Consider the following 24,991-nt stretch of genomic DNA (forward strand, 5'->3'; position numbering starts at 1 on the left):
CTCTCCTGCAAGAATTGAATGGTGTGGAATGCGATGTGTCGCGCTAGCGTTGCCCGGCTGGCAGTACCCGCCACTGGAAGTCGTAGCTCCATTGGTCGAAGTACAGGTTGCCGCCTGCCCACTCGGCCTCGCCGCGCTGCGAGTCGACCGTTTCCGAGCGGAAGTGCTGCTTGGCCGGCGCGAAGCGCTGGCCGAAATCGTCGTTGAAGGCGATGCGGTAGCCGTCGAGGCCACCCAGGTAGAAGTCGCGCAGGGCAGGCACGTCGCTGGCCAGCGCGCCGGTGGTCACATCCATCGGCAGCCAGCCATACGGCGCCAGGTAGACCTGCCCCCAGTCATGCAGGTTGTTGTAGCCGCTGCCATCGTCGGAGAACACCATGCCCGACTGCCAGCGCGCGGGAATGCCGTTCATGCGCAGCAGCGCGATCAGCAACAGCGTCTGCTGGCCGCAGTCGGCATGTCCGGCACGCAGCGCGTAATCGCTGATGTTGCTGATCGTGGAGTATTCGCGCGCACCGGCCCATGGAATGCGATCCACGGCAGCAAACAGCTTGCGCACGACTTCATACGGGCGGGTTTCCCCCTGCAGCACCTGGTCGGAGAACAGCTTCAGCGCCGGCGTGAAACGCACGTGCGGCAGCTGCTCGGCCAGGTAGGGTTTCAGCGCCGGATCGGCCGGTGTCGGCTGCACCTTGGCCAGATCGATCGCGGTATGCCGGGCCAGGATCGTGACCGCGTAGCGGACCTCGAAGCGCGTCGGCTGCCCAGCCACCGCCTTGCCTTCCAGATAGGCCGTGCGCTGCAGGGTGCTGGCTGGCGCCACGCGCGCCTTGCCCGGGGTGCTGCCCAGCCACTGCACCTGCTCCTGCTGGCCGGGTATCTCGCGCGGGTAAGGAATCCAGGCGCGTACGGTCTCGCCGGCCGGCACCGCATCAGCTTTCACCGTGAGCGACTGGGTGAATTCAATGCGCTGCGGCAGTACCGACGCTCGGCCACTTTGTTCCGCTGCGGCAAGCACGCGCGCGTGGTGCGCGTTGAGCACCTCGTTCGGGCCCGGCGGCGACATCGGTGCATCCGCGCGGCGGCGTGCGCGTGCCTCATCGCTGAGCAGGAACAAGTTCGACGGTGCGCGCTTGAAATACCAACGCGTGCCATCGATGTCGAGATGCTCAATCAGGCCAAGCTGATCCCACCGCGCGAATTCCTCGTCGGTCAGGTCCGGAATCCAGCGGCGCACGGCAGACTTGGCGGCAGTTTCGTCGAGGGAAAAATCCAGGCGGATGCGCCGCATGCGTTCTTCCTGGAACGCGATGTCGTCGAAACTGACGCCAGGCTCCGCCGCGTCGGCGGCCGACCAGGTGTTCAATTCGCTGTGAGCTTCAAAGAACCGTCCCGCGTCGATCATCTGCACGACGCGCGCGAACTGGATGGCCGAGGGTGGCGGCTCCGCTCCCGCCGACCACGCGCACAGCAGCAGCGCGGCACTCAGGCCGGCAGCAGCAGGCAGACGCAGTTTGCGAACGGCAGGATCCACAGCGACACTTCCCCAGCGCGGGTGGTAACGGCTGTGTAACACGGGCCGGGATGCCGGTCAATAATTTATTCTTGATTTTTATGCCAAAAGGAATAAATATTCCAACAGGCATTCGAGGAGGGTGTGCAGCGCATGATCCTGGCTTCCCGCGAACGGCATCGGCATTGGCCACGCCGCTTGACCCTGGCCCTGTGCCTGCTGGCCGCACCGGCCTTTGCACAGGCGGCCCCGCCGCCCGACCCGGGCGCGCCGCTGCCCTATGTGATCGGCCTGCACGAGGCCTACCTCACCCCGCAGTACTGGGCCGCGCGCCTGGACAACGCCGATGCGCCGATCCTGGACCGCAGCCAGATCGAGGCACAGAACGCGCGGATGCGGGCACAGGACAGCCACATCCAGGACATCGCCGCATTGCCAGCCCAACTTGATGCGGCGGCGGTGCGTGCCAGCATCATCTCGCTGTCGAGCTGGCCCACCCGCACCCTGTACAACGACAAGGGCCAGGCCATTGCGCCGGCACTGCGCAGCGCGACTGAAGCCAATCTGGGCCTGCAGTCCATTCCCGCGCAGACGACACCGCAATATGGGCTGGTGGTGAAGCGCGCGGCGCTGCGCACCTTCCCCACCCGCGAGCGCGTCTTCAGCAGCATTGGCGACACCGACATCGATCGCTTCCAGGAATCGGCGCTGTTCCCCGGCGACAAGGTTGCCGTGGTCCATCGCAGCGCCGACGGCCGCTGGCTGTTCGTGCACAGCGAGCGCTACAGCGCATGGATCGAGGCCGATGCCATCGCCAGCGGCGACAGGGCCACGGTGCTCGGCTACGGCGCGAAGGGACCTTACCGGATCATCACCGGCGCCACCGCGCAGACTGCCTACACCCCGGAAGAACCGCGCGTCTCGCGCCTGCAGCTGGACATGGGCGTGCGCTTGCCGGTGCTGGCCGACTGGCCGGCGTCAGAGCCGGTGAACGGCCAGCAGGCGCATGCGTCGTGGGTGGTGCAGCTGCCGGTACGCGAGGCCGATGGTCGATTGAAGCTGGTACCAGCGCTGTTGCCGCGCTCGCAGGACACCGCCGCCGACTATCTGCCGCTGACCCCACGCCTGCTGCTGCAGCAGGCCTTCAAGTTCCTCGGCGAGCGCTACGGTTGGGGCCACGACTACGACACCCGCGACTGCAGCGGTTTCGTTTCCGAGATCTACCGCAGCTTCGGCGTGCTGCTGCCGCGCAATACCAGCGCGCAGGCGGTCAGCCCGGCGCTGGACCGCGTGCCGTTCACCGGCAAGGACGGCAAGGCCGTGCGCGACCGCGCCGTCACCGATCTGCAGGTGGGCGATCTGGTCTACATCCCCGGCCACGTGATGATGGCCATCGGCCACGTCGACGGCCGCACCTGGGTGATCCACGATACGGCGGGCGGCAGCTGGTTCGGTGCTGACGGCAAGCGTGTGCAGGCCCATCTCAATGGTGTTTCGGTCACCCCGCTGGAGCCGATGATGGCCAGCGACAGCGTCCGCTACATCGACCGCATCACCAACATCCAACGCCTGCGTGCCAAGACCCCCTGAATGAAGATCACTGCCATCGAACTGGGCATGCTGCGCGTGCCGCTGAAAACACCGTTCAAGACCGCCCTGCGCACGGTGGAAACCGTGGAAGACGTAGTGGTGCTGATCCGCACCGACACCGGCCACACCGGCTACGGCGAAGCGCCGGCCACCGCGGTGATCACCGGTGATACCCACGGCTCGATCATCGAGGCGATCCGTCACTTCATCGCGCCGCGCCTGATCGGCCAGGACGTGGCCAACCTCAATCGCCTGTGCGGTCTGGTGCAGACCGCGATGGAGCGCAACACCAGCGCCAAGGCGGCGGTGGAGATCGCGCTGTACGACCTGTGGGCACAGCTGCATGGCGCGCCGCTGTACCAGATGCTGGGCGGCGGCGACCCGGTGATCACCACTGACATCACCATCAGCGTGGACTACATCGACAAGATGGTGGCCGATTCGCTGTCGGCGATCGAACGCGGCTTCGAGTCGCTGAAGATCAAGGTCGGCAAGGACATCGGCCTGGACATCGAACGGGTCAAGGCGATCCACGCTGCTGTGGAAGGCCGCGCCCTGCTGCGGCTGGATGCCAACCAGGGCTGGACCGCCAAGCAGGCGGTGCATGCCATGCGCACGCTGGAGGAAGCGGGCGTGGTGCTCGAGCTGCTGGAGCAGCCGGTGAAGGCCGCCGACATCAGTGGCCTGAAGTACGTGACCGACCGCGTCAACACGCCGGTGATGGCCGACGAAAGCGTGTTCAGCCCGAGCCAGGTGATGGACCTGATCCAGCAACGCGCGGCCGACATCATCAACATCAAGCTGATGAAGACTGGCGGCCTGTCCAACGCCATCCGCATTGCCGACATCGCCGGCATCTACGGCGTGCCGTGCATGATCGGCTGCATGATCGAGTCCAGCATCAGCGTGGCTGCGGCCGTGCACCTGGCGGTGGCCAAGAGCGATGTGATCACCAAGGTCGACCTGGATGGCCCCTCGCTGGGCCAGTTCGACCCGGTCAGCGGTGGCGTGCAGTTCAACGAGTCGGAGATCAGCATCAGCGAGGTGCCGGGGCTGGGCATCACCGAAGTGCGCGGGCTGGAGATGCTGGGTTGATTCGCGCCTTGCGGCTGGCTTGGTCCTCAACTGTTCCTGGGTCGCGCGTTACTTTTCTTTGCGCGCAAAGAAAAGTAACCAAAAGAAACGCTCCGCCGGCCGCGAGCCAACGTGCCGCGCACGCCGGTACCCTGTGCTCCTCGGTCCGGCGAAGGACGGCGCGGAACTCGCTGCGCTCAGACACCCGCGCCTCTTCGCCCTCGCCGGCCCTGCGGTGCTCGGCTCGCTTGAAGGCGGACTCAACGTCAAAGGCGACAACTGCACTCCGTATCCTCTTCGCTGCTGGCACCCGCCCGACCCATCCCATGACACGCTCTACGCTGCCAACCGCAACGCGCCTGCCCATGCCCGGACTCCCCGCATGCCGCCCCTGCTGAAAATCCGAACCGAGCGCGGGCAGATGTCGGCCATCGAACGTCGCATCGCCGACTTCATCCTCGACAACGCCCACCTGCTGCGCGACTACTCGTCCCAGCAGCTGGCCAGCGCGCTGGGGATCAGCCAGTCCAGCGTGGTCAAGTTCAGCCAGAAACTCGGCTTCAAGGGCTACCCGGACCTGAAGTACTCGATCGGCCAGGACGTCGCCCGCGCCGGTGCCGATCCACAGCAGGCGCCCAGCGAACCCGACAGCGGCGACGACTACCTGCGCCTGGGCGAGGCCCTGCGCCGCAGCAAGGCCCAGGCCGAGGAAGAAACCCGGCAGGCCAATCCGCGCGAGGAGATCGAGCGCATCGTGCAGCTGCTCGACGGCGCGCCCAAACTGTTCGTCTACGGCCTGGGTGACGACGGCCTGTATGCCCGCGAGTTTGCCATGCGGCTGTCGCTGCTTGGCCTGCTGGTGGTGCCGCATACCGATCCGATCCTGATGCTGGCCAATCTGTCGGCCGCGCGTCCCGGCGATGCGTTGCTGGTGTTCTCCGAGTTCGGCAACCTGCCGCAGCTTTCGCAGCTGTCACGGCAGTTCCAGGACATGGGTGGCAAGGTGATTTCCATCACCCGGCACACCGCCAACCCGCTGCGCGCGCATGCTGATGCGGCGCTGGTGGTGTGTGCGCACGACCGTACGCCGCAGGTCGCGCAGCTGCTGTACCGTAGCGCCATGCACGCCCTGCTCGATTTCCTGTTCGTGCTGCTCTGCCACGCCAATCCGGACCGCCAGCAACAGCTTGCGGTGAACCTGGAGCGGATCGACCACCTGCTGGATTCCTGACCGGAGCGCATGTTGATGAAATCGCTGGTTCGCCTCGCCGCCACCGCACTGCTGCTTGCTGCGGCAGTGTCCGTCCACGCCGCGCCACTGGACGGCGCGCGCCAGCTGATCGTGGTCACCAGCGAAGGCTGGGACAGCACCCAGGGGCAGCTGCAGGCCTATGTACGCGACGGCAAGGGCTGGCATGCACATGGGCAGGCGTTCCCGGTGGCGCTGGGCCGCACCGGCAGCGCCTGGGGGCTGGGCCTGCATCCAGCGCAGGCCGACGGCCCGCAGAAGCAGGAGGGGGATGGCCGCAGCCCGGCCGGCGTGTTCGCGCTCGGCAGCGCGTTCGGCTATGCCGTCACCCGCCCCGGTACCGCGATGCCCTACCAGCCGATGCTGGATAGCAGCTACTGCATGGACGTACCCGGTTCGCCGTTCTACAACCGCATCGTCGACGCGAAGAAGGTCGGCAGCGCAGCGGTCAAGGGCTCCACCGAGCCGATGCGGCTGGACCTGCACAACAAGGGCGACGTGCGCTACCGGGAAGGCTTCGTGATCGCCCACAACCCGGACAACCAGCCCGGCAAGGGCAGCTGCATCTTCGCCCATCTCTGGCGCCAGCCCGGTGAGGCCACCGCCGGCTGCACCGCCATGCCACAAGCACGCATGCAGGCGCTGCTGGACTGGCTGCGGCCGCAGGATACGCCGCGCTTCGTGCTGCTGCCACGCGCCGAGTACAAGCGCCTGCAGGCCCAGTGGCAGCTGCCCGCACTGGGCGGAGACGCCCGTTGAGCGCGCAGGACGAACCGCAGCTGCAGCGCGCGGTCAGCCGCTGGCAGATCGTCGGCCTGTCGATCAACGACGTGATCGGCAGCGGCATCTACCTGCTGCCGGCCGCCACCGTCGCCCTGCTCGGCCCCTTCAGCCTGTGGGGCGTGGTCGCCGCCGGCATCGTCGTCGCGCTGCTGGTGCTCTGCTACGCGCAGGCCGCCAGCTACTTCGATGAACCCGGTGGCAGCTATCTGTATGCCCGCGAGGCGTTCGGGCGATTCGCCGGGTTCGAGATCGGCTGGATGATCTGGTTGACCCGCATCAGCTCGGCGGCGGCATTGAGCAACGCGCTGGCCGATGCGGTCGCACGTTTCTGGCCATGGGCCGGTGCCGGCGTGGGCCGCATCGCGGTGATCGTGGTGTCGCTCGGCTTCCTTACCGGCGTCAACATCATCGGCGTGCGTTCGGCTGCGCGGACCGGTGTGGTGCTGGTGATCGGCAAGATGCTGCCGCTGCTGCTGTTCGTGGCCATCGGTGCGTTCTACATCGATCCGCAGCTGGCCTTCTCCGGCCAGCGCCCGGACCCGCACGACCTGCAGCGCATGGGCGAAGCCGCGTTGCTGCTGCTGTACGCCTACGCCGGCTTCGAGAACATCCCGGCTGCCGCAGGTGAGTACCGCAATCCGCGCCGCGATATTCCGTTCGCCCTGATTACCATGATCATCACCGTCACCGTCATCTACGGCGCGGTACAGGTAGTGGCGCAGGGCACGCTGGCCGGCCTGTCCAGCTCGGCGACGCCGCTGGCCGATGCCGCTGCCGGCTTCGGCGGCGAAGCCCTGGCGCTGATCCTCACCATCGGCGCCACCATCTCCATCCTCGGCACCAACAGCAACACGATGATGATGGGCCCGCGCTTCCTGTTCGCACTGGCGCGCGATGGCTACGGGCCGAAGATCCTGGCGCAGGTGCATCCGCGCTTCCACACCCCGGCCGCATCAATCCTGTGCCAGGGCCTGATCGCACTCGGCCTGGCCCTGTCCGGCTCGTTCGTGCAGCTGGCGCTGCTGTCGATGACCACGCGCCTGTTCGCCTATATCGGTACCGCTGCGGCGGTTCTGGTGCTGGCCAAGCGCTACGCCGACCGCCCCGGTGCGCTGAAGCTGCCGGGTGGTCCGCTGATTCCGGTGCTGGCGCTGCTGCTGTGCCTGGCCCTGTTCGCCAGTGCCAGCTGGCAGAACATCGCCGCGGCGTTGGTCGCGTTTGCCATCGGTGCGGTGATCTACAAGCTGCCGCGAAAGGATGCCGAGGCCGGCTGACCGGTAGCACCGGGCATGCCCGGTGGATTGATCTGGCGATCACACCATCGGCCCGGAGTGTTAACCGGCCGCTGGGCAGGATCGAAGCTCCTCCACAACGGAGCCCGATCCATGAGCCCCGAGTACCAGATCCCCGGCCGTGTACCGGACGACAGCACGCCGCGCGACGCGGTCAGCAACTACTGGCGCGAGCGCTATACCGCCGAGCCGTACTACGACGACCAGCTGTTCTTCGAGGATTACGAGCCGGCCTATCGCATCGGCCACGCCGCGCGTGCGCAGGACATGATCCGTGCCTACGAGGACATGGAAGCCGAGCTGGAGTCGCGTTGGGCCAGCGAACGCGGCCGCAGCCGACTCGAATGGGCGCAGGCACGCAGTGCCGTGCGCCGTGGCTGGGAAGAAGCGGTCAACCTCGACCAGCGGCTGGACAAGGGCGTGCCGCGCGGCACCTGACCTGGCGTCGACCGGTTGTAGCGCCGAGCGTGGGCTCGGCGCTACACAATCAATCCTGCTCCGGCAGCGGCGGTACGATCGCACTACGCTTGCTCTCGCCGCCGCCGGCGGCGATCAGGTCGCGGGTGTTCTTCTGCACGGCCACCGCACCGAACAGCGACAGTGCGTACGCCATGCCATAGAAGCCCTTTTCGCTAGGCGCCAGCGTGGCATTCCACAGGCCGACCAGCAGCAGCATCAGCGCCGACAGCAGCGCGAACCAGCACAGCGCGTAGTACAGGCCGCTGACCGGAATGCCTTCGACGCGGTCGCGCACGCTCTTCTGCAGCGAGACCGCCGCGAACAGGCCGAACAGCAGCAGCGTCAGGTAGTAGCCCTTCTCGTTGAGCGCCATCGTGGCGTTGAACAGGCCGATCAGGTAGGCCGCCGCACCCAGCAGCAGGGCCACCCAGGAGGCGGCAATGAAGGCGGTGGACGGCTTGTGGGGCATGGCAGTGTTCATTGCAGATCCTTGGCAGGCAGACGGGCACGCTTTGCCCGGGCGTGCCCACCCTAGACGATCCCGCTGCCGACGCACAGGGGGGCGCAGGACCTTCGGGCCACGACCGTCACCGCGGCAGTGGTATACAAGGGACAGCCCGGCCATCCGCATCCCCGCCCTGGAGATACCCATGACCCGCACGCCCCTGCTGCTCGCCCTCGGCCTCGTGCCGATCCTCGCCACCACCGCCTGCAATGCTGCCGATCCGGCTGCCAGCGGCGCGCAGACTGCCGCTCCGGCCGCTGCCGCCACCGGCCAGCGCCCGTTCACCGCCACCGAAGTCAGCCGCTTCAGCCAGCCCTGGGCGATGACCTTCCTGCCCGATGGCAGCCTGCTGGTCACCGAAAAGCGCGGCAAGCTGCAGCACCTGGACCTGGCCAGCGGCCAGAAACACGAGATCACCGGCGTCCCGAAGGTAGCCTACGGTGGCCAGGGTGGTTTCGGCGATGTGATCCTGCACCCGCAGTTCGCAAGCAACCACGTGATCTATCTCAGCTACGCCGAGGAAGGCACGCTGGATACCCGCGGTGCCGCCGTGGCCCGGGCCACGCTGGCGCTGGACGCCAACGGCGCCGGCCAGCTGAAGGACCTGAAGGTGATCTGGCGGCAGAGCCCGAAGGTCAGCGGCGAGGGCCACTACGGCCATCGCCTGGCCTTCGGTCCGGACGGCAAGCTGTGGATCAGTTCCAGTGAACGGCAGAAGTTCGATCCGGCACAGGACATGGGCGGCAATCTCGGCAAGATCATCCGCCTCAACGACGATGGCAGCCTGCCCGCCGACAACCCGTTCGCCTCGCAGGGCGGGGTCGCCGCGCAGGTGTGGTCGCTGGGTCACCGCAACATCCTGGGCATGGCCTTTGATGCCAACGGCAAGCTGTGGGCGCACGAGATGGGCCCGGCCGGTGGCGACGAACTGAACCTGATCGTGCGCGGCGCCAACTACGGCTACCCGATCGTTTCCAACGGTGACCACTACGACGGCCGCCCGATTCCCGACCACGATACCCGCCCGGAATTCGCCGCCCCGAAGGTGACCTGGACGCCGGTGATCTCGCCGGCCGGCTTCGTCATCTACAGCGGCACCCTGTTCCCGCAGTGGAAGGGCAGCGGCTTCATCGGTGGCCTGTCGTCCACCTCGCTGGTGCGCGTGACCTTCGATGGTGACAGCGCGCGCGAAGCCGAGCGCTTCAACATGGGCGAGCGCATCCGCGAAGTGGAACAGGGCCCGGATGGCGCGCTGTGGCTGCTGGAAGACGGCAGCAAGGCGCGCCTGCTGAAGCTCACGCCGAAGACCTGACAGGGTGGTAGTGCCGGCCGCTGGCCGGCACATTTCTCCGCAACGGCCCCGCACGCGGGGCCGTCTGCGTTCACTGGATGGTGATGACCTTCACTTCGGTCTGCGCGCAAGCCTGGTCCAGGCACTGCCCGTTCAACCACACCTGCCCGTCACCGATCATCACGCCCTGCTGGTTGACGAACACCTTGCCGAAGTCCTGCCCGGACACTGCCTTGACCACCGCCGGAGTGATGATCTTCTCGTAGTTGCGCTGGAACTCACCGGGGCCGGTGATCTTCTTTCCGCCGGCGATATTCAGCGGGAAGCGCACCTCTTCCACCACCGCAGCGCGATCACCGCCGACCACGGCGGTCTTGAAGGCGTTGAAGACCTTCTCGTACTGCGCGGCATCACCGAGCAGGGTTTCAATGCGCGCACGTGCATCTTCAGCAGGCGCGTCCGCTGCAGCGGTAGCCGGTGCAGCTGCAGCGGGTTCAGCCGCAGGCGTCGCCGCAGCACTGGCCTCCATCGGCGGCGGTGCATCCACCGCAGGCTCGGCCGGCGGTGCCGGCTGCGAACAGGCCGCCAGCAACAGGGCGGGAATCAACACAGCGATCGTGCGCATGCGCGGGCATCCATCGGTTCAAGAACACCGATGGTAGCCCCGCCGCAGTGAGGACAACAAAAAAGGGGACGGAGGGGATTAAGTCGTTTGTGCCAAAACGACTTAATCCCCTCCGTCCCCTTTTTCGATCAGGCCTTCAGCAGCTCAAACTGGACGGCCTCACCCGCAGCCGAGGACGCGCAGACCCACAGGTCGAACTGGCCCGGTTCGGCACGCAGCACGCCATCGCGGCCGGTGAAGGCCAGCTGCTCGCGGCCCAGGGTGAACACCACCTCTGTCGACTCGCCCGGCTGCAGCGCCACTTTGCGGAAGTCCTTCAGCTCGCGCACCGGACGCACGCGGCTGGCCACGCGATCGTGGATGTACAGCTGCACCACCTCCTCACCGGCCACATCACCGCTGTTGGTCAGCGTGGTGGTGACGGTCAGGGTGTCGTCCCAGCCGAGCTGGGCCGTGCTCAGCTGCGGCACGCCGTAAGCGAACGTGGTGTAGCCGATGCCATGCCCGAACGGATACAGCGGTTCGTTCGGAATCTCGCGCCAGCGGGCCTTGAACTCCGACATCGTCGGCAGTTCCGGGCGGCCGGTGCGCGGGTGGTTGTAGAAGTACGGCTGCTGGCCGGACACCTGCGGGAAGCTGACCGGCAGGCGGCCGGACGGGCTGTAATCGCCGAACAGCACGTCGGCCACGGCATGGCCGGTCTGCGTACCGAGGTACCAGGTGACCGCCACGGCGTGCGCATTGCGCACCGCGCCCTGCAGCGCCAGCGCGCGGCCATTGCGCAGCAGCACCACCAACGGCTTGCCGGTCATCGCCACCGCCTCAGCCAGCGCCTGCTGGGCCGGCGGCAGGGTGATTTCCACGCGCGACTGGGCTTCACCGCTGTAGCGCTGCGGTTCGCCCAGCGCCAGCACCACCACGTCGGCGCGCAGCGCGGCAGCCACTGCGGCTTCGGTGCCACCCGGAATCGCGGCCTCCAGTTCGCAACCCGGCACGATCTCCAGCAGCGCTTCGTCGCCAATAGCGGCACGCACGCCGGTTTCCAGGTCCACGTAGCGCTGCTTGTCGCCGAACAGCGTCCAGCAGCCCTCGATGTTCTCGCGGTCCTGCACGAACGGGCCGATCAGCGCGATCTTCTGCCCAGTCTTCCGCAGCGGCAGCACGTTGTCACGGTTGTTCAGCAGGACGATCGAACGGCGCGCGGCATCGCGCGACAGTTCATCATGTGCGCCGATGTGCGAGGTATCCGCCTCTCGCGCCGGGTCCAGCGAACGGTACGGGTCGTCGAACAGGCCGATGGTTTCCTTCAGCCACAGGATGCGGCGCACACCTTCATCCAGCACTGCCATCGGCACTTCACCACTCTCCACCAGGCCCGGCAGGTGCTCGGCATAGAAGCCGCTCTGCATGCTCAGGTCCAGGCCGGCGGTGAACGCCTTGGCGGTGGCATCACGGTCATCGGCGGCATAGCCGTGCGCGACCAGCTCCATGTCGGCGGTGTAGTCGGAGATCACCACGCCCGGGAACTTCCATTCACCGCGCAGGATGTCGGTCAGCAGCTCGGCATTGGCGCTGGCCGGCACGCCGTTGATGTCGTTGAACGAGGACATCACGGTGATCGCGCCGGCATCGAAGGCCGCCTTGAACGGCGGCAGGTGCACGTCGCGCAGGGTCTGCGGCGAGATGTCCACCATGTTGTATTCCATGCCGGCCATCACCGCGCCATAGGCGGCGAAGTGCTTCGGCGTGGCCAGCAGCGAATCGGCGGCGCGCAGGTCGCTGCCCTGGAAGCCACGCACGCGGGCGGCGGCGAACGCACAGCCCAGCACCACGTCCTCGCCGGCGCCTTCGGCGCCACGGCCCCAGCGCTGGTCGCGGGCGATGTCCACCGCCGGCGCATAGGTCCAGTGCAGGCCGGCGGCGGTGGCTTCGATGGCAGTGGCGCGCGCAGTGCGCTCGGCCAGGTCCGGCTCGAAGCTGGCGGCCTCGCCCAGCGGGATCGGGAACACGGTGCGCATGCCGTGGATGACGTCGGCGGCCAGGATCACCGGAATGCCCAAGCGGCTCTCTTCGGTGGCGACCTGCTGGATGCGGCGGCCCAGCTCGGCGCCCACGCCATTGAACAGCGAGCCGACCTTGCCTTCGCGCACCTGCTGCAGCACCTGGTCGGCGTTGCGCACGTTGGCTTCCGGGTTCACGTCCGGGGCGAACGGGCGGACCATGTCCGCGAAGACTCCCAGCTGGCCGACCTTTTCCTCGACGGTCATCTGGGCAATGAGGGATTCGATGCGATCGGAGGCCACCAGCAGTCCTTGATGAAAACGTTTACAAGCCCGGCATTCTAGCGATCCCGAGCCGTTTGGCGAGAGGTTTCGTCATTCAGTTTCAGCCACCAGCGGGGTCCGTATGGCCCCGCCGGGCGCCCCGCAGCTTACTCCGAGCCGGCCAACTGGCGCTGCCCAGCCATCAACATGGCGTCGCTGGAGGCCTGGAACACCCGCAGGCCAAAGGCCGGCAGGATTGCCAGCAGGTGGTCGAAAATGTCCGACTGCACCGCCTCGTACTCACCCCAGGCGGTGCTGCGGGTGAAGCAGTACAGCTCCAGCGGCAGGCCCTCGGTGGTCGGTTGCAGCTGCCGTACCAGCAGGGTCATGTCGGTATGGATGCCCGGGTGGCTGCGCAGGTAGCGCTCCACATACGCACGGAAGGTGCCCAGGTTGGTCACCCTGCGGCTGTTCACCTCGGCCACGCCCTGCTCGCGCAGGCGCCCGTTCCACTGGCCCAGCTCCTGCTCCTTCTCCTGCAGGTAGTCACGCAGCAGCGCGAATTCGCCGAGGAAGGCCAGATCCCCCTCATCCAGGAAGCCCACGCTGTGCTGGTCCAGGTACAGCGCGCGCTTGATGCGGCGGCCGCCGGCCTCCTGCATGCCGCGCCAGTTCTTGAACGACTCGGTCACCAGCTTCTTGGTCGGGATGGTGGTGATGGTCTTGTCGAAGTTCTGCACGGTGATGGTGTGCAGCGCGATATCGATGACGTCACCATCGGCGTTCTGGCTGGGCATCTCGATCCAGTCGCCGATGCGCACGCGGCCATCGCCACTGATCTGCACGCTGGCCACCAGCGACAGGATGGTGTCCTGGAAGATCAGCATCAGCACCGCCGTGGCCGCACCCAGGCCGGTGACCAGCGGGCCCAGCTTCACTCCCAGCAGAGTCGCGACGATCGACAGGCCGGCAGCCACGAACACCACGATCTTGACCACCTGCAGGTAGCCCTTGATCGGCTTGTTGCGTGCATCGGGCTTGCGTTCGTACAGGCTGTTGGCCGCGTCCAGCGCATGCGAGAACGCCATCGACACCGTCAGTACGGCCCACACGATGCACAGCTTGATGACGATGTTGACCAGGCTTGGCGGCAGGTCGGGGATGAGGGTGATGCCCGAGGCGATCACCTGGCTGGGCACCACGTTGGACAGGCGCGAAATGACCCGCATCAAGTGGCTTCCGCGCCCGGATTCGGCACCCGGCAGGCGCTGCAGCAGGCGCCGCAGGCCACGCACCAGGATGCGCTTGGTCACCCAGTTGGCCAGGCCCGCTGCGATCAGCAGGGCCGAGATCATCAACGCCAGGTAGGCGCCGGGATAGGGTTCCAGTGCGTTCTGCAGCTTTTCCAGCCACTGTACCGCCACCACCGCGTCCACCATCAGTTGTCTCCTGTCTGTTTCGTTGTTGCCAAGGTTGCCGGCCGGCGGCCGGGTTTACCGGGTCAGTCCCGCGTGCGTTCGATGATCACGCCCACTGCGCGCGCGCCGCGCACCGCGCCCGGCTTGCTCAGCTTCAGGCGCAGCCACTTCACGTCGAACTCGTCCAGCACGATCTGCGCGCAGCGTTCGGCCAGGGTTTCGACCAGGCCGAATTCCGACTCGCGCACGAACTGCTCCAGGCGCTTGCTGACCGCCTTGTAGTTCAGGGTGTGGGCGATGTCGTCGGAGGCGGCCGGGCGACGGTTATCGAAGCCCATCTCCAGGTCGAACACCAGGTCCTGGCGGATCCGTCGTTCCCAATCGTAGATACCGATCAGGGCGTCGATCGTCAGCCCCTCGATGAAAACCTTGTCCATTGCGCTTACCAGCCCGAATACAGGGGGCCATGGTAACGGCACGGCGGTGAGCCTGCCCGGAACGGGCGGTGGGTGCCCGGCAGGGGCGCGGCTCCAGAAAAGACAAAGGGCCCTGCTAGCGGGGCCCTTTGGTACTACCGCTTGTCCCCGGGGGGAGCTGTTGAACAGCCGCGGGTCCCGGTGGCGCAGGCACGCAGATTAGGTAAAGACGAGATCACCGGTCAAGGCCAATTCCGACAGGGCAGGTCAGGTAGTCGTCCGAGGTCAAACGCAGAAAATCAGCCGCGCAGACAACTACGTTCCCTGATGGTGGCCGCCGGCCACTCTCGCGAACATCGATCCCTCCTTCACCGCCGCACATGACGATGGCTCCACACGATGTACTGCGGCGCGCGTTGTCAGCGGAGCGTCTGTCTACTTACGAGAGAATCGCATCGACCTGCAGCCCCGACGTCACAGCCGAATCCCTGTACCTCTGGAACATGCGGATGTGCGGTGCACTGATGATGCCGGTCCATCTGTGCGAAGTGGTCACCCGTAACGCCGCTGCTACCGTGCTCGCCCGGCAGCATGGCCCGCGTTGGCCTTGGAATGATGCCTTCCGACGCAGGCTGCCAACCTCGTCCTGTACTTCCGCACGTGCAGCACTGGAACAGGTTGCTGGCCGCACGACCGATACACCCGAAATCGTCGCCAAGCTGCCGATGGTGTTCTGGCAGCAGCTCTTCACCTGTCGCTTCGACGCCACGCTGTGGATACCCGCACTCAACGGAGTTCTGCGGCATGCACCCTCAGCTCATCCCAGCGTCATCAGAAAAGCCATCCACGCTGACATCGGACGCATTCGCCACCTGCGCAACCGCATCGCCCACCACGAGCCCATCCTCGAACGCGACATCGGCGCCGACCTGGCCGCGATCGGGCGGCTGATCCACGCCCGCTGCCCGCATACGCTGGGCTGGCTGCAACGCCATGAGCGGGCGACAACGGTGTTGGCGGCATTGCCGTTGGCACAACGTCCGTAATGGGTTGGCCGGGCGTGGCCCGGCGCGACCGGCTCAGACCGCCGGCAGGGTCGCCATGTCCCAGCGCGGGGTCACGTCCACCTTCGGCGGGCTGTGCTGGCCGGCCTGCAGGCGCAGCGCGCCGGCGAAGGCAATCATCGCGCCGTTGTCGGTGCACAGTGCCGGCCGCGGGAAGCAGGCACGCCCGCCGAGGCGCTCGGCCATCTGCTGCAGGCGCGCGCGCAGGCGTTTGTTGGCACCAACACCGCCAGCCACCACGATCACGTTGGTTCCGGCCGCTTCCAGTGCACGCTCGCACTTGATCGACAGGGTCTCGACCACCGCGTCCTCAAAGCCCCGGGCGATGTCGGCGCGGGTCTGTTCGCTCTGGTCGCTGTCGCGCCAGGCCATCAGGACCTGGGTCTTCAGGCCGGAGAAACTGAAATCCAGCCCCGGGCGGTCGGTCATCGGCCGCGCGAAGCGATACGCGCCCGGCGTGCCCTGCTCGGCCAGTCTGGCCAGCTGCGGCCCCCCCGGATACGGCAGGCCCATCAGCTTGGCGGTCTTGTCGAAGGCCTCGCCGGCCGCGTCGTCCAGGGTCTCGCCCAGCAGGCGGTACTGGCCGATGGCGTCCACCGCCACCAGCTGGGTATGGCCACCCGATACCAGCAGCGCCACGAACGGGGCCTTCGGCGGGTCGTCCTCCATCAGTGGCGCCAGCAGATGGCCTTCCATATGGTGGACGCCCACCGCCGGTACCTCCAGCGCCCAGGCCAGTGATCGGGCCACACCCGCGCCGACCAGCAGCGCGCCGACCAGGCCGGGGCCAGCCGTATAGGCCACGCCGTCGATGTCGCCCACGCCGAGGCCGGCGTCGGCCAGGGTCTGGCGTACCAATGGCAGCAGCTTGCGGACGTGGTCGCGGCTGGCCAGCTCGGGCACCACACCACCGTACTCGGCGTGCAGGGCGATCTGGCTGTAGACCGCATGGGCGCGCAGGGCCGCGCTGCCGGCCAGGTCGGTGTCATACACCGCCACGCCGGTCTCATCACAGGAAGATTCGATGCCAAGGACTCGCATGCCTGCTATTATGACGCCCCTGCCGCCCCCTCGGGGGGACGTGCAGATCTCACTGCTTTCGAACCCCCGGCCCGTATTCAGGGTTGGCCGCTTGCAGTTTGTCGTTTCGCCGCTATAATGTGCGGCTCGCCGGGCGTGACCCGGTTCTACTGTGTCCCGGAGATTCCATGCCCAGCGTCAAAGTCCGCGAGAACGAGCCCTTCGAGTTTGCTCTTCGCCGCTTCAAGCGCACTTGCGAAAAGGCCGGTGTGCTGGCCGAAACCCGCAAGCGCGAGTTCTACGAAAAGCCGACCCAGGAGCGCAAGCGCAAGGCCGCCGCTGCTGTGAAGCGTCAGCTGCGCCGCTCGTCGCGCGACGTCACCAAGCGTCAGCGCCTGTACTGATCGGACGCATCTTCATTGCGGCGGGCCTGCCCGTCGCGATGGAGCCGAAGCCGGCACGCGCGAGCGTCGCCGGCTTTTTGCGTTTCCGGGTTCGGGCATCCGCCCCGCCCCACCTACCACCACGAGGTTCCTCATGAGCATGAAGCAGCAGCTCACCGAAGACATGAAAGCCGCCATGAAGGCGGGCGAGAAGCACAAGCTGGGCGTGATCCGGCTGATCAACGCCGCCATCAAGCAGCGTGAAGTGGACGAGCGCATCGAGCTGGATGACACCGCGGTGATCGCCGTGCTCGACAAGATGGTCAAGCAGCGCAAGGACTCGGTCAGCCAGTACGAAGCGGCCAACCGCGAAGACCTGGCCGAGATCGAGCGCGCCGAGATCGTGGTCATCGAAGCCTACCTGCCGGCCAAGATGGGCGAAGCCGAGATCGTGGCCGCCATCCAGGCTGCCATCGCCGAAACCGGTGCTTCCGGCCCGGCGGACATGGGCAAGCTGATGGGCGCACTGAAGCCCAAGCTGGCCGGTCAGGCCGACATGGGCCTGGTCTCCAAGCTGGTCAAGCAGCTGCTGGCGTAAGCCGGCGCTGGTGCGGTGGCGACGGGCGCATCGCCCGGCGCCACCGATGCGTCACCTGCTTCACCGCGCCTTCGACTCCCGGCTGCTACAACGACAGCATGGTTGAACCCGCGACCCCTGTTCCCGTGAATCTGCGCAAATACGTCCAGCGCCTGCAGGACAGCTTTCCCATGGCCGTCGGCAAGCGCTTCGTCGAGATCGACGTCCTTACCCAGGCCGCTTCGGTCTCGTTCTACGCCCTGCTCTCGATGGCCCCCTTGCTGGTGCTGCTGCTGTGGCTGACCGCTTCCCTGTATCCGCCCGCGCAGCAGGCCCTGGTCGAACAGATCAGCGCCGCCGCCGGCAGCAGCGCGGCCACCGTGGCCGAGACCGTGCTGAAGAACGCCGACAACCAGCCCGACGTTGGTTCGCTGGCCGGACTGTGGAGCACCCTGCTGCTGTTCATTGGTGCCACCGCCGTGTTCGCGCAGCTGCAGAACGCACTGAACCTGATCTTCCGTACCAGTGGCGAGCGACTGGACGGGATCAAGGCGTGGCTGCGCAAGCGCGTGTTTTCCTTCGGTGTGGTGCTGGCGCTGGGCTTCCTGCTGATCCTGTCAATGACCGCCACCACCATGCTGCAGGTGGCGTTCGCCCAGTTGCCTTCGGTCCTGCCGGCCATCGGTTATCTCACCAGCCTGCTGCTGTATGCGGTCGGCTTCGCTTTCATGTACCACTACCTGCCGGACCGCCGCGTGGCCTGGCGCCAGGCGTTCATCGGCGGTGTCATCACCTCGGCACTGTTCGCACTGGGCCGCTACGGCATCGGCGTCTACATCGCCACCGTCGCCCCCGGCAGCGCCTATGGTTCGATGGGCGCGCTGGTCATTTCGCTGGTCTGGATCTACTACGCCACCGTGGTGTTCTTCGTCGGCGCGCTGATGACCGCGGTGATCGACGAGCGCCTGCGCGCACGCACCCATCTGGCGGCCGCCGGCATCGATCCTGCGCAGGCCAGCCCGCTGCCCGGCGGAGTAGACTAGGCGGACTGATCGTTCCGCCTCGCGTGGCCTGCTGGCCGCGCCCTGCCTCATTGCCCATGGCCCGTATCCCCGACGCTTTCATCGACGACCTGCTGGCCCGCACCGACATCGTCGAGGTGGTGGGCAGCCGCGTGCCGTTGAAGCGCCAAGGCAAGGAATACGCCGCACGCTGCCCGTTCCATGACGAGCGATCGGCGTCGTTCACGGTCTCGCCCACCAAGCAGTTCTATCACTGCTTTGGTTGTGGCGCGCACGGCACCGCGATCAGTTTCCTGATGAACTACGACCGCCTCGAGTTCCTCGACGCGGTGGACGAACTGGCCAAGCGCGCGGGCATGGAAGTGCCTCGCAACGAGAACCCGCGCAGCCCCCAGCAGCAGGACGACAGCCGCGAGCTGTATTCGGCGCTGGATGCTGCCACGAAGTTCTTCCAGAAGAACCTGGAAGGCAGCGACAAGGCCCGCAGCTACCTGGACAGCCGCGGCGTGGATGAAGCGAACCGCACGCGCTTCCAGATCGGCTACGCACCGGATGGTTACAGCGGCCTGCGCGATGCGCTGGGCAAGGACGAGCGGCGCATGAAGCTGCTCGACCGCGCCGGCCTGTTCTCCAAGAACGACCGCGGCCACGTCTACGACAAGTTCCGCGACCGGGTGATGTTCCCGATCTTCGACCGCCGTGGCCGGGTGATCGCCTTCGGCGGCCGCGTGTTCGAGAAGGACGACGGCCCCAAGTACCTCAACTCGCCCGAGACCGCGCTGTTCCACAAGGGACGCGAACTGTACGGCCTCTGGCAGGTGCGCCAGGCCAACCAGAAGATCGAGCGGCTGATCGTGGTCGAGGGCTACATGGACGTGGTCTCGCTGTTCCAGTTCGGGGTCACCCAAGCGGTGGCAACACTGGGCACCGCGACCACGCCGGATCATGCCGAGCTGCTGTTCCGCAACGCACCGGATGTGTTCTTCTGCTTCGACGGTGACGCCGCCGGCCGCCGCGCCGGCTGGAAGGCGCTGGAGTCGGTGCTGCCGCGCATGAAGGATGGCCGCCAGGCCTTCTTCCTGTTCCTGCCCGATGGCGAAGACCCGGACACCATCGTGCGCAAGGAAGGTGCCGAGGCGTTCAACGAGCGCCTGAAGCAGGCCACGCCGTTGTCGCAATTCTTCTTCGACGAACTGTCCCGCGAGATCAACCTGGGCACGCTCGATGGCAAGGCACGCCTGGCCGAACGGGCCAAGCCGATGCTGGCGCAGATTCCCGACGGTGCCTTCGGCGACCTGATGAAGCAGCAGCTGGCGCAGTTGACCGGGCTCGGCGGCAACGCCCAGCCTGCGCGTGCACCGATGCCGCAGCGCCAGCCGCAGCGGACGATCCAGCCCGTAGCCAAGCGCAGCCTGGTGCGCGGCGCGATCGCCGTGCTGCTGCAGCAGCCATCGCTGGCGCTGTCGCTGGGCGGCAAGCACCACTTCCAGGGCCTGCGCCTGCCCGGCGTGGAGCTGCTGCTGGAGCTGCTGGACCTGATCGAGCAACGCCCGGATATCAGCACCGGCGCCCTGCTGGAGCACTTCGATGGGCGTGAGGAACAGGCGTCACTGCACACGCTGGCTGCGCAGACACTGCCCGGAACCGAAGCCAGCTGGACCCAGGAACTGCACGACGCGGTGGCCCAGCTGGAGAAACAGCTGCTGGTGCAACGTCTGGATGAGTTGCTGGCAAAGCAGCGTCAGCAAGGCCTGGACGATACTGACAAATACGAACTGCGCGAGCTGCTGAAGGCCCGCGCCGGACTGCGCCTGTAGCGACAGAACGTTTTCACGGAGAGGACCATGCTGCTGCGCCTGACCTGCCTGCTGTTGTTGTCGCTCTGCCTGCCGCTGACGGCCCTGGCCGAAGACGCGCCACTCAACGAAGTCCGCCCCGGCCTGTATGCCGGTGGCCAACCCAGCGCCGCACAGCTGCAGGCCTTGGCCGCACAGGGCGTACGCACGGTGATCGACCTGCGCCAGCCCGGCGAGGACCGGGGTTTCGATGAAACCCGCGCGGCCGAATCGCTGGGCCTGCGTTATGTGCGTATTCCGGTAGCCGGCGCCGAGGGCCTGGATGCGGCCAATGTGCGCGCCGTGCACCAGGCCCTGCAGCAGAGCCAGGGGCCGGTGCTGCTGCACTGCGCCTCCGGCAACCGCGCCGGCGCCGTGCTCGGCCTGGTCAACGCACGCTACGAACATGCCAGCCCGGAACAGGCCCTTCAGCTCGGCCAGCGCGCTGGGCTGAAGTCGCTGGAAGCCGCCACCCGCCAGCGTCTTGCAACGCCGGTCACTTCGCCCTGAATCACCCGCAAAGGAGTCTGCCCACCATGACCCGCTGGTGGTCGCGCCTGCGACCGGACAATTTCACCCTCGCCCTGCTGTGCACCGTCGGCCTGGCCTCGCTGTTGCCGATGAAGGGCGCGGCCGCCATCGTCCTCGACGATGTCACCACCGTCGCCATCGCTGCGCTGTTCTTCCTGCATGGCGCGCGCCTGCCGCGCGAGTCGATCATCGGCGGCATGCTGCACTGGCGGCTGCACCTGACCATCCTGGCCTGCACCTTCATCCTGTTCCCGCTGCTGGGGCTGATGTTCAAGCCACTGTCGGGCTGGCTGCTGACGCCGGAGCTGTACCTGGGCGTGCTGTTCCTGTGTACCCTGCCCTCCACCGTGCAGTCGTCCATCGCGTTCACCTCGATGGCACGCGGCAACGTACCCGCTGCGGTGTGCAGCGCCTCGCTGTCGAGCATCCTCGGCGTGTTCCTGACCCCGCTGCTGCTGACCGCGCTGGCCGGTACCTCCGGCGGCGTGCACGATCCGCTGCATGCGATCGGCGGCATCATGCTGCAGCTGCTGGTGCCGTTCGTGGCCGGCCATCTGCTGCGGCCATGGATCGCCGGCTGGGTGGAAAAGCAGCGCGCGCTGCTGCGCTACACCGACCAGGGCACGATCCTGCTGGTGGTGTATTCGGCATTCGGCGAGGCGGTCACCGAGGGCCTGTGGAGCAAGACACCGCTGCTCTCGCTGCTGGCCGTGGCAGTGGTCGCCGCGGTGCTGCTGGGCATCGCCATGCCGCTGATCACCTTCATCGCCCGCCGCCTGCGCTTCAACCGCGAGGACGAGATCGCCATCGTGTTCTGCGGCTCGAAGAAGAGCCTGGCCACCGGCGTACCGATCGCCAAGGTGCTGTTCGCCGGTGGCAGCCTGGGCGCGATCGTGCTGCCGGTGATGATCTACCACCAGATCCAGCTGATTGTCTGCGGCGTGATCGCGCAGCGCTATGCGAAGCGCGCGCCCTGATTGGGCGCACGGGTTGTTGTGGGGAGTCCGTCCACGCATGGCATGGATGGTTTGCCTGACGCTATGGATCCACCAGCGTGCCGACGCTCAGCTCCGGCATCCATACCCACAGGTCGTACGGCCGTTCCGCACCGGCAGCGACCCGCGGCCCCGTGGCAACCTGCTCTCGAAGTGGCCGCGCCATGCAACCGCCCGCGCATCCCCACGTCTGACCACGCTGCGCGCCCAACCGTACGCTATAGATATCCAGGTCCCGCAGCTGCGACGCCATCGGATACCTCTGCATTTCCGGCGGCATACCCTGCGGCCTCTGCAGCATGGCGTGCACGTTACCGGTCAGCACCAGCATGCGTGCATTGGCCGGTAGGCCTCGATAGAGCCGCCGCAACTCGGCTGCCATGAGGTCATCGCGTACCTGGTTGCCGCCCTTGCCGGCGTTGACGTCATAGCCAACGACGTCGATCACACGTCCCTGCGACTTCAGCAGGCGCAGGCTTTCGATCATCGCCAGCATGTCGCGGCTGCGACGGCCGTCGTGCTGGTCATCGCGCACGGTCCAGAACGCACGCCCGCGCAGATGCTGGCGTGCCTTCTCCCCGCCATCGGAACCCAGGTAATCGCGTAGCGTGGGGGTTTCCCCGCGTGGCAGTTCCAGCGCCAGCAGGACCGGCCCGGTGCGGCTGTAGTCGTCCACCAGTTGCCGCACCAGCAGCGGCGTCTCGCGGGTTCCATGGAATTCGCCCAGCACCAGCATGCGGTGGTCGGCAGCGTGGTGGCGGATCTGCGCGGCGGTGTCGTCGGCATGCGCGGTCACGGCCATGCCCAGCGCCAGAATCAGCGCGGTGGTCCAACGGAAGATCGTATGCATCCCTGCTGCTTCCTTTCCCTGGGGTCTGGAACAGCAATGGCGACGCCGAGACGACGGTTCAAGGTGATCCACGCCATGCGTGGATGTCTGCGCGATCAGGCGGGGTCAGTACCCCTTCGGGGATCCGACCCCAAGTCGAGCATGGGTCGACCCTACAGGTGGCGCCTCACAGCCAGGGCAGGATCCAGTGGTCCACCAGCAGGAAGGCGAACAGCGCCATCAGGTAGACGATGGAGTAATAGAACATCTTCATCGAGAACAGCTCGTCCGGCGGGTCCAGCATGCGCCAGGCGTACCAGAGGAACACGGCGTTGAGCACGATCGCGCCGCCCAGGTAGAACGCACCACTCATGCCCACCAGGTACGGCAGCAGGCAGACCAGCGCCAGCACCACCGAATACGCCATGATCTGCTTGCGGGTGTGCACCACGCCGTGGGTCACCGGCAGCATCGGGATCTCGGCCTTGGCGTAGTCCTCGCGGCGGAAAATCGCCAGCGCCCAGAAGTGCGGCGGGGTCCAGATGAAGATGATCAGCACCAGCAGTGACGAGTAGGCCCAGTCCGACGAGCCCTGCATGCCGGTCACCGCGGCCCAGCCCAGCATCGGCGGCATCGCGCCGGCCAGGCCACCGATGACGATGTTCTGCGAGGTCGCGCGCTTCAGGTAGACGGTATAGATCACCGCATAGCCGATCAGCGAGGCAAAGGTCAGCACCGCAGTGATCAGGTTCACCCACAGCACCAGGATGGTCATCGACAGCACGATCAGCACGCCGGCGAATACCAGCACCTGCCACGGCTTGACCTTGCCCACCACCAGCGGGCGCCACGAGGTGCGGGCCATCTGCGCATCGATGTGCGCATCCAGCAGCTGGTTGATCGCGGCCGCAGCCGAGGCCGCCAGCCAGATGCCGAGGAAGCCGAGAACGCCGGCGCGCACCTGCTCCCAGCTGGGCACGCCGGGGATGGCCAGGACCATGCCGACCAGGGCAGTGAAGACGATCAGGGCGACGACCTTGGGCTTGGTCAGGTCCCAGTACTGGCGGTAATTGGAAAACATGGAATCAGTCCGGGGCACGCAGGCGGGCCAGCAGGCTGACCAGCACGAACAACAAGGCAACGGCCACGCCGTTGTGGGCCACCGCCACTTCCAGCGGCAGCGCCAGCTTCACATTGAGGATGCCGAGGGTGACCTGCAGCACCAGCAGCGCGATCAGCGCGCTGGCCCAGCCACGCATGCTCGGCAACCGGAACAGGCGCACGCCCAGCCACAGCAGGTAGGCGGCCACCACCACCGCGAACAGGCGGTGCGCCATCTGGATGGCGATGCGCGAGGCGCCATCCAGCACGCCGCCTTCGTAGTCCACGCCGATGCCGCGCCACAGGGTGAAGCCTTCGACGAAGTTGTGCTGTGGCCACCACTGGTTGGCACAGCGCGGGAAGTTGTCCAGCGAGGCGCTGCCACCGCCGCAGGCGAGTGCCGCGTAGTTGGCGCTGACCCATCCACCCAATGCGATCTGGGTGACCAGCACCGCCACGCCGATGCGCAGCAGCCACTTCAGCTTCGGCGCTTCGGCCAGGGTGATCGGCATGTGCGTCGCACGCCAGGCCATCCACACCAGCAGGCCGAACATCAGCATGCCGCCCAGCAGATGGCCCATCACCACGATGGGTTTGAGCAGCAGGGTCACCGTCCACATGCCCAGCAGGGCCTGGAAGATCACCACGGCCAGCGTCAGCAGGGCCGCACGCGCCAGATCGATGTTGCTCCAGCGCAGCGCGGCGATCAGCAGGATCGCCTCGCCGATCAATGCCAGGGCACTGGCGGTGCCGTGCCAGCCCATCATGTACAGCGGTATGCCGGTGGCCACCAGTACGCAGGCGGTCACCACCGCCGTGCTTCCGAATCGCCGCTTGCGCGTGGCCAGCAGCGCCAGGGTCAGGATCTCGATGCCCAGCGCGCCAGCCAGGAAGCGGTGCACCTGTTCGCGCCAGGCCTTGTGGGTCTCCAGCGGGCGGATCTCCGCCGCCGGGTGGCCAATGGTCTCTTCCACGTGCTGTGGCCAGGTGGCCTGGCCATAGCAGGTCGGCCAGTCCGGGCAGCTCAGGCCGGCATCGGACAGGCGCACGAAGGCGCCGAACATGATCGTGCTCGCGGTCATGATCATGGCGAACCACGCCAGGCGGTGGAAATTGCGGTGCAGCGCCGGACGCGCGGAAAGGCTCATCAAACGG

At 66.8% G+C, this 24,991-nt stretch carries 24 protein-coding genes; 14 read left to right on the forward strand and 10 right to left on the reverse strand.

The window, feature by feature from the left end; all coding sequences use genetic code 11:
• Positions 1-43: 43 nt before the first annotated feature.
• On the reverse strand, positions 44-1,534 hold the full coding sequence (locus V3B30_RS05535; RefSeq protein ID WP_262082945.1) for a transglutaminase-like domain-containing protein: 1,491 nt from the start codon (positions 1,532-1,534) through the stop codon (positions 44-46).
• A gap of 132 nt (positions 1,535-1,666) precedes the next feature.
• On the opposite strand from V3B30_RS05535, the gene V3B30_RS05540 reads away from it, so the two are divergent.
• The 6 genes from V3B30_RS05540 to V3B30_RS05565 all read left to right on the forward strand — a co-directional run bounded on the left by V3B30_RS05540 (position 1,667) and on the right by V3B30_RS05565 (position 7,939).
• A complete protein-coding gene (locus tag V3B30_RS05540; RefSeq protein WP_262082944.1) occupies positions 1,667-3,103 on the forward strand; it encodes an SH3 domain-containing protein in 1,437 nt (478 codons plus the stop codon).
• Positions 3,104-4,198, forward strand: coding sequence for a dipeptide epimerase (locus tag V3B30_RS05545; RefSeq protein WP_262082943.1), 1,095 nt, complete (start codon positions 3,104-3,106; stop codon positions 4,196-4,198).
• A 361-nt stretch (positions 4,199-4,559) separates the two neighbouring features.
• Entirely contained in the window at positions 4,560-5,408 is an 849-nt protein-coding gene (locus V3B30_RS05550) for a MurR/RpiR family transcriptional regulator (protein WP_100471071.1), read from the forward strand.
• 15 nt (positions 5,409-5,423) lie between these two features.
• Positions 5,424-6,185 carry a L,D-transpeptidase family protein gene (locus tag V3B30_RS05555; RefSeq protein ID WP_262082942.1) on the forward strand — a complete coding sequence of 254 codons (762 nt, stop codon included), beginning with the start codon at positions 5,424-5,426 and terminating at the stop codon, positions 6,183-6,185.
• On the forward strand, positions 6,182-7,483 hold the full coding sequence (locus V3B30_RS05560; protein WP_100471070.1) for an amino acid permease: 1,302 nt from the start codon (positions 6,182-6,184) through the stop codon (positions 7,481-7,483). Before V3B30_RS05555 ends, V3B30_RS05560 begins: the two co-directional genes overlap by 4 nt.
• Before the next feature lie 111 nt (positions 7,484-7,594).
• Entirely contained in the window at positions 7,595-7,939 is a 345-nt protein-coding gene (locus V3B30_RS05565) for a hypothetical protein (protein WP_100471069.1), read from the forward strand.
• A gap of 49 nt (positions 7,940-7,988) precedes the next feature.
• Here the strand turns inward: V3B30_RS05565 and yiaA are convergent, their stop codons facing one another.
• Positions 7,989-8,441, reverse strand: coding sequence for an inner membrane protein YiaA (gene yiaA, locus V3B30_RS05570; RefSeq protein WP_100471068.1), 453 nt, complete (start codon positions 8,439-8,441; stop codon positions 7,989-7,991).
• 169 nt (positions 8,442-8,610) lie between these two features.
• Here yiaA and V3B30_RS05575 point away from each other — a divergent pair, with 169 nt between their 5' ends.
• Complete coding sequence (locus tag V3B30_RS05575) at positions 8,611-9,777, forward strand: PQQ-dependent sugar dehydrogenase (RefSeq protein ID WP_262082941.1); 1,167 nt, start codon at positions 8,611-8,613, stop codon at positions 9,775-9,777.
• A 70-nt stretch (positions 9,778-9,847) separates the two neighbouring features.
• Here V3B30_RS05575 and V3B30_RS05580 read toward each other — a convergent pair whose 3' ends face one another.
• The 4 genes from V3B30_RS05580 to folB all read right to left on the reverse strand — a co-directional run bounded on the left by V3B30_RS05580 (position 9,848) and on the right by folB (position 14,500).
• Positions 9,848-10,381 (reverse strand): hypothetical protein, encoded by a 534-nt coding sequence (locus V3B30_RS05580; RefSeq protein WP_262082940.1) that lies wholly within the window; start codon positions 10,379-10,381, stop codon positions 9,848-9,850.
• 128 nt (positions 10,382-10,509) lie between these two features.
• Positions 10,510-12,684, reverse strand: coding sequence for a glycoside hydrolase family 3 N-terminal domain-containing protein (locus V3B30_RS05585; RefSeq protein ID WP_262082939.1), 2,175 nt, complete (start codon positions 12,682-12,684; stop codon positions 10,510-10,512).
• A 128-nt stretch (positions 12,685-12,812) separates the two neighbouring features.
• Entirely contained in the window at positions 12,813-14,084 is a 1,272-nt protein-coding gene (locus V3B30_RS05590; RefSeq protein WP_100471064.1) for a mechanosensitive ion channel domain-containing protein, read from the reverse strand.
• A 62-nt stretch (positions 14,085-14,146) separates the two neighbouring features.
• Positions 14,147-14,500, reverse strand: a complete 354-nt coding sequence (folB, locus tag V3B30_RS05595; protein ID WP_046983887.1) for a dihydroneopterin aldolase — start codon at positions 14,498-14,500, stop codon at positions 14,147-14,149.
• 359 nt (positions 14,501-14,859) lie between these two features.
• Here folB and V3B30_RS05600 point away from each other — a divergent pair, with 359 nt between their 5' ends.
• A complete protein-coding gene (locus V3B30_RS05600; RefSeq protein WP_262082938.1) occupies positions 14,860-15,525 on the forward strand; it encodes a hypothetical protein in 666 nt (221 codons plus the stop codon).
• 33 nt (positions 15,526-15,558) lie between these two features.
• Here the strand turns inward: V3B30_RS05600 and tsaD are convergent, their stop codons facing one another.
• Entirely contained in the window at positions 15,559-16,584 is a 1,026-nt protein-coding gene (tsaD, locus tag V3B30_RS05605) for a tRNA (adenosine(37)-N6)-threonylcarbamoyltransferase complex transferase subunit TsaD (protein WP_100471062.1), read from the reverse strand.
• A gap of 167 nt (positions 16,585-16,751) precedes the next feature.
• Between tsaD and rpsU the strand changes: the two genes are divergently transcribed.
• The 6 genes from rpsU to V3B30_RS05635 all read left to right on the forward strand — a co-directional run bounded on the left by rpsU (position 16,752) and on the right by V3B30_RS05635 (position 21,888).
• Entirely contained in the window at positions 16,752-16,967 is a 216-nt protein-coding gene (gene rpsU, locus V3B30_RS05610) for a 30S ribosomal protein S21 (protein ID WP_002808376.1), read from the forward strand.
• Positions 16,968-17,100: 133 nt separating this feature from the next.
• Positions 17,101-17,544, forward strand: coding sequence for a GatB/YqeY domain-containing protein (locus tag V3B30_RS05615; RefSeq protein WP_005412032.1), 444 nt, complete (start codon positions 17,101-17,103; stop codon positions 17,542-17,544).
• A gap of 98 nt (positions 17,545-17,642) precedes the next feature.
• On the forward strand, positions 17,643-18,566 hold the full coding sequence (locus V3B30_RS05620; RefSeq protein ID WP_262082937.1) for a YihY/virulence factor BrkB family protein: 924 nt from the start codon (positions 17,643-17,645) through the stop codon (positions 18,564-18,566).
• A 56-nt stretch (positions 18,567-18,622) separates the two neighbouring features.
• Complete coding sequence (gene dnaG / locus V3B30_RS05625) at positions 18,623-20,362, forward strand: DNA primase (RefSeq protein WP_262082936.1); 1,740 nt, start codon at positions 18,623-18,625, stop codon at positions 20,360-20,362.
• Between the two features lie 27 nt (positions 20,363-20,389).
• Positions 20,390-20,890: a sulfur transferase domain-containing protein gene (locus tag V3B30_RS05630; protein WP_049444510.1), complete on the forward strand. Its 501-nt coding sequence runs from the start codon at positions 20,390-20,392 to the stop codon at positions 20,888-20,890.
• Between the two features lie 26 nt (positions 20,891-20,916).
• Positions 20,917-21,888 carry a bile acid:sodium symporter family protein gene (locus V3B30_RS05635; RefSeq protein ID WP_049421191.1) on the forward strand — a complete coding sequence of 324 codons (972 nt, stop codon included), beginning with the start codon at positions 20,917-20,919 and terminating at the stop codon, positions 21,886-21,888.
• A gap of 61 nt (positions 21,889-21,949) precedes the next feature.
• Here the strand turns inward: V3B30_RS05635 and V3B30_RS05640 are convergent, their stop codons facing one another.
• The 3 genes from V3B30_RS05640 to V3B30_RS05650 all read right to left on the reverse strand — a co-directional run bounded on the left by V3B30_RS05640 (position 21,950) and on the right by V3B30_RS05650 (position 24,984).
• Positions 21,950-22,756: a calcium-binding protein gene (locus V3B30_RS05640; RefSeq protein WP_100471059.1), complete on the reverse strand. Its 807-nt coding sequence runs from the start codon at positions 22,754-22,756 to the stop codon at positions 21,950-21,952.
• 166 nt (positions 22,757-22,922) lie between these two features.
• Positions 22,923-23,816 (reverse strand): heme o synthase, encoded by an 894-nt coding sequence (cyoE, locus tag V3B30_RS05645; protein ID WP_100471058.1) that lies wholly within the window; start codon positions 23,814-23,816, stop codon positions 22,923-22,925.
• Positions 23,817-23,820: 4 nt separating this feature from the next.
• Positions 23,821-24,984, reverse strand: coding sequence for a COX15/CtaA family protein (locus tag V3B30_RS05650; protein WP_262082935.1), 1,164 nt, complete (start codon positions 24,982-24,984; stop codon positions 23,821-23,823).
• Between the last annotated feature and the right edge of the window lie 7 nt (positions 24,985-24,991).

This window comes from Stenotrophomonas sp. SMYL41, from assembly GCF_036319965.1.
Lineage (GTDB): Bacteria > Pseudomonadota > Gammaproteobacteria > Xanthomonadales > Xanthomonadaceae > Stenotrophomonas > Stenotrophomonas maltophilia_R.

Coding starts and splice junctions, on each gene's coding strand:
- V3B30_RS05540 (WP_262082944.1), top strand. CDS start 1,667: ATGATCCTGGCTTCCCGCGAACGGCATCGGCATTGGCCACGCCGCTTG.
- V3B30_RS05545 (WP_262082943.1), top strand. CDS start 3,104: ATGAAGATCACTGCCATCGAACTGGGCATGCTGCGCGTGCCGCTGAAA.
- V3B30_RS05550 (WP_100471071.1), top strand. CDS start 4,560: ATGCCGCCCCTGCTGAAAATCCGAACCGAGCGCGGGCAGATGTCGGCC.
- V3B30_RS05555 (WP_262082942.1), top strand. CDS start 5,424: ATGAAATCGCTGGTTCGCCTCGCCGCCACCGCACTGCTGCTTGCTGCG.
- V3B30_RS05565 (WP_100471069.1), top strand. CDS start 7,595: ATGAGCCCCGAGTACCAGATCCCCGGCCGTGTACCGGACGACAGCACG.
- yiaA (WP_100471068.1), bottom strand. CDS start 8,441: ATGAACACTGCCATGCCCCACAAGCCGTCCACCGCCTTCATTGCCGCC.
- V3B30_RS05575 (WP_262082941.1), top strand. CDS start 8,611: ATGACCCGCACGCCCCTGCTGCTCGCCCTCGGCCTCGTGCCGATCCTC.
- V3B30_RS05580 (WP_262082940.1), bottom strand. CDS start 10,381: ATGCGCACGATCGCTGTGTTGATTCCCGCCCTGTTGCTGGCGGCCTGT.
- V3B30_RS05590 (WP_100471064.1), bottom strand. CDS start 14,084: ATGGTGGACGCGGTGGTGGCGGTACAGTGGCTGGAAAAGCTGCAGAAC.
- folB (WP_046983887.1), bottom strand. CDS start 14,500: ATGGACAAGGTTTTCATCGAGGGGCTGACGATCGACGCCCTGATCGGT.
- V3B30_RS05600 (WP_262082938.1), top strand. CDS start 14,860: ATGACGATGGCTCCACACGATGTACTGCGGCGCGCGTTGTCAGCGGAG.
- tsaD (WP_100471062.1), bottom strand. CDS start 16,584: ATGCGAGTCCTTGGCATCGAATCTTCCTGTGATGAGACCGGCGTGGCG.
- rpsU (WP_002808376.1), top strand. CDS start 16,752: ATGCCCAGCGTCAAAGTCCGCGAGAACGAGCCCTTCGAGTTTGCTCTT.
- V3B30_RS05615 (WP_005412032.1), top strand. CDS start 17,101: ATGAGCATGAAGCAGCAGCTCACCGAAGACATGAAAGCCGCCATGAAG.
- V3B30_RS05620 (WP_262082937.1), top strand. CDS start 17,643: ATGGTTGAACCCGCGACCCCTGTTCCCGTGAATCTGCGCAAATACGTC.
- dnaG (WP_262082936.1), top strand. CDS start 18,623: ATGGCCCGTATCCCCGACGCTTTCATCGACGACCTGCTGGCCCGCACC.
- V3B30_RS05630 (WP_049444510.1), top strand. CDS start 20,390: ATGCTGCTGCGCCTGACCTGCCTGCTGTTGTTGTCGCTCTGCCTGCCG.
- V3B30_RS05635 (WP_049421191.1), top strand. CDS start 20,917: ATGACCCGCTGGTGGTCGCGCCTGCGACCGGACAATTTCACCCTCGCC.
- V3B30_RS05640 (WP_100471059.1), bottom strand. CDS start 22,756: ATGCATACGATCTTCCGTTGGACCACCGCGCTGATTCTGGCGCTGGGC.
- cyoE (WP_100471058.1), bottom strand. CDS start 23,816: ATGTTTTCCAATTACCGCCAGTACTGGGACCTGACCAAGCCCAAGGTC.
- V3B30_RS05650 (WP_262082935.1), bottom strand. CDS start 24,984: ATGAGCCTTTCCGCGCGTCCGGCGCTGCACCGCAATTTCCACCGCCTG.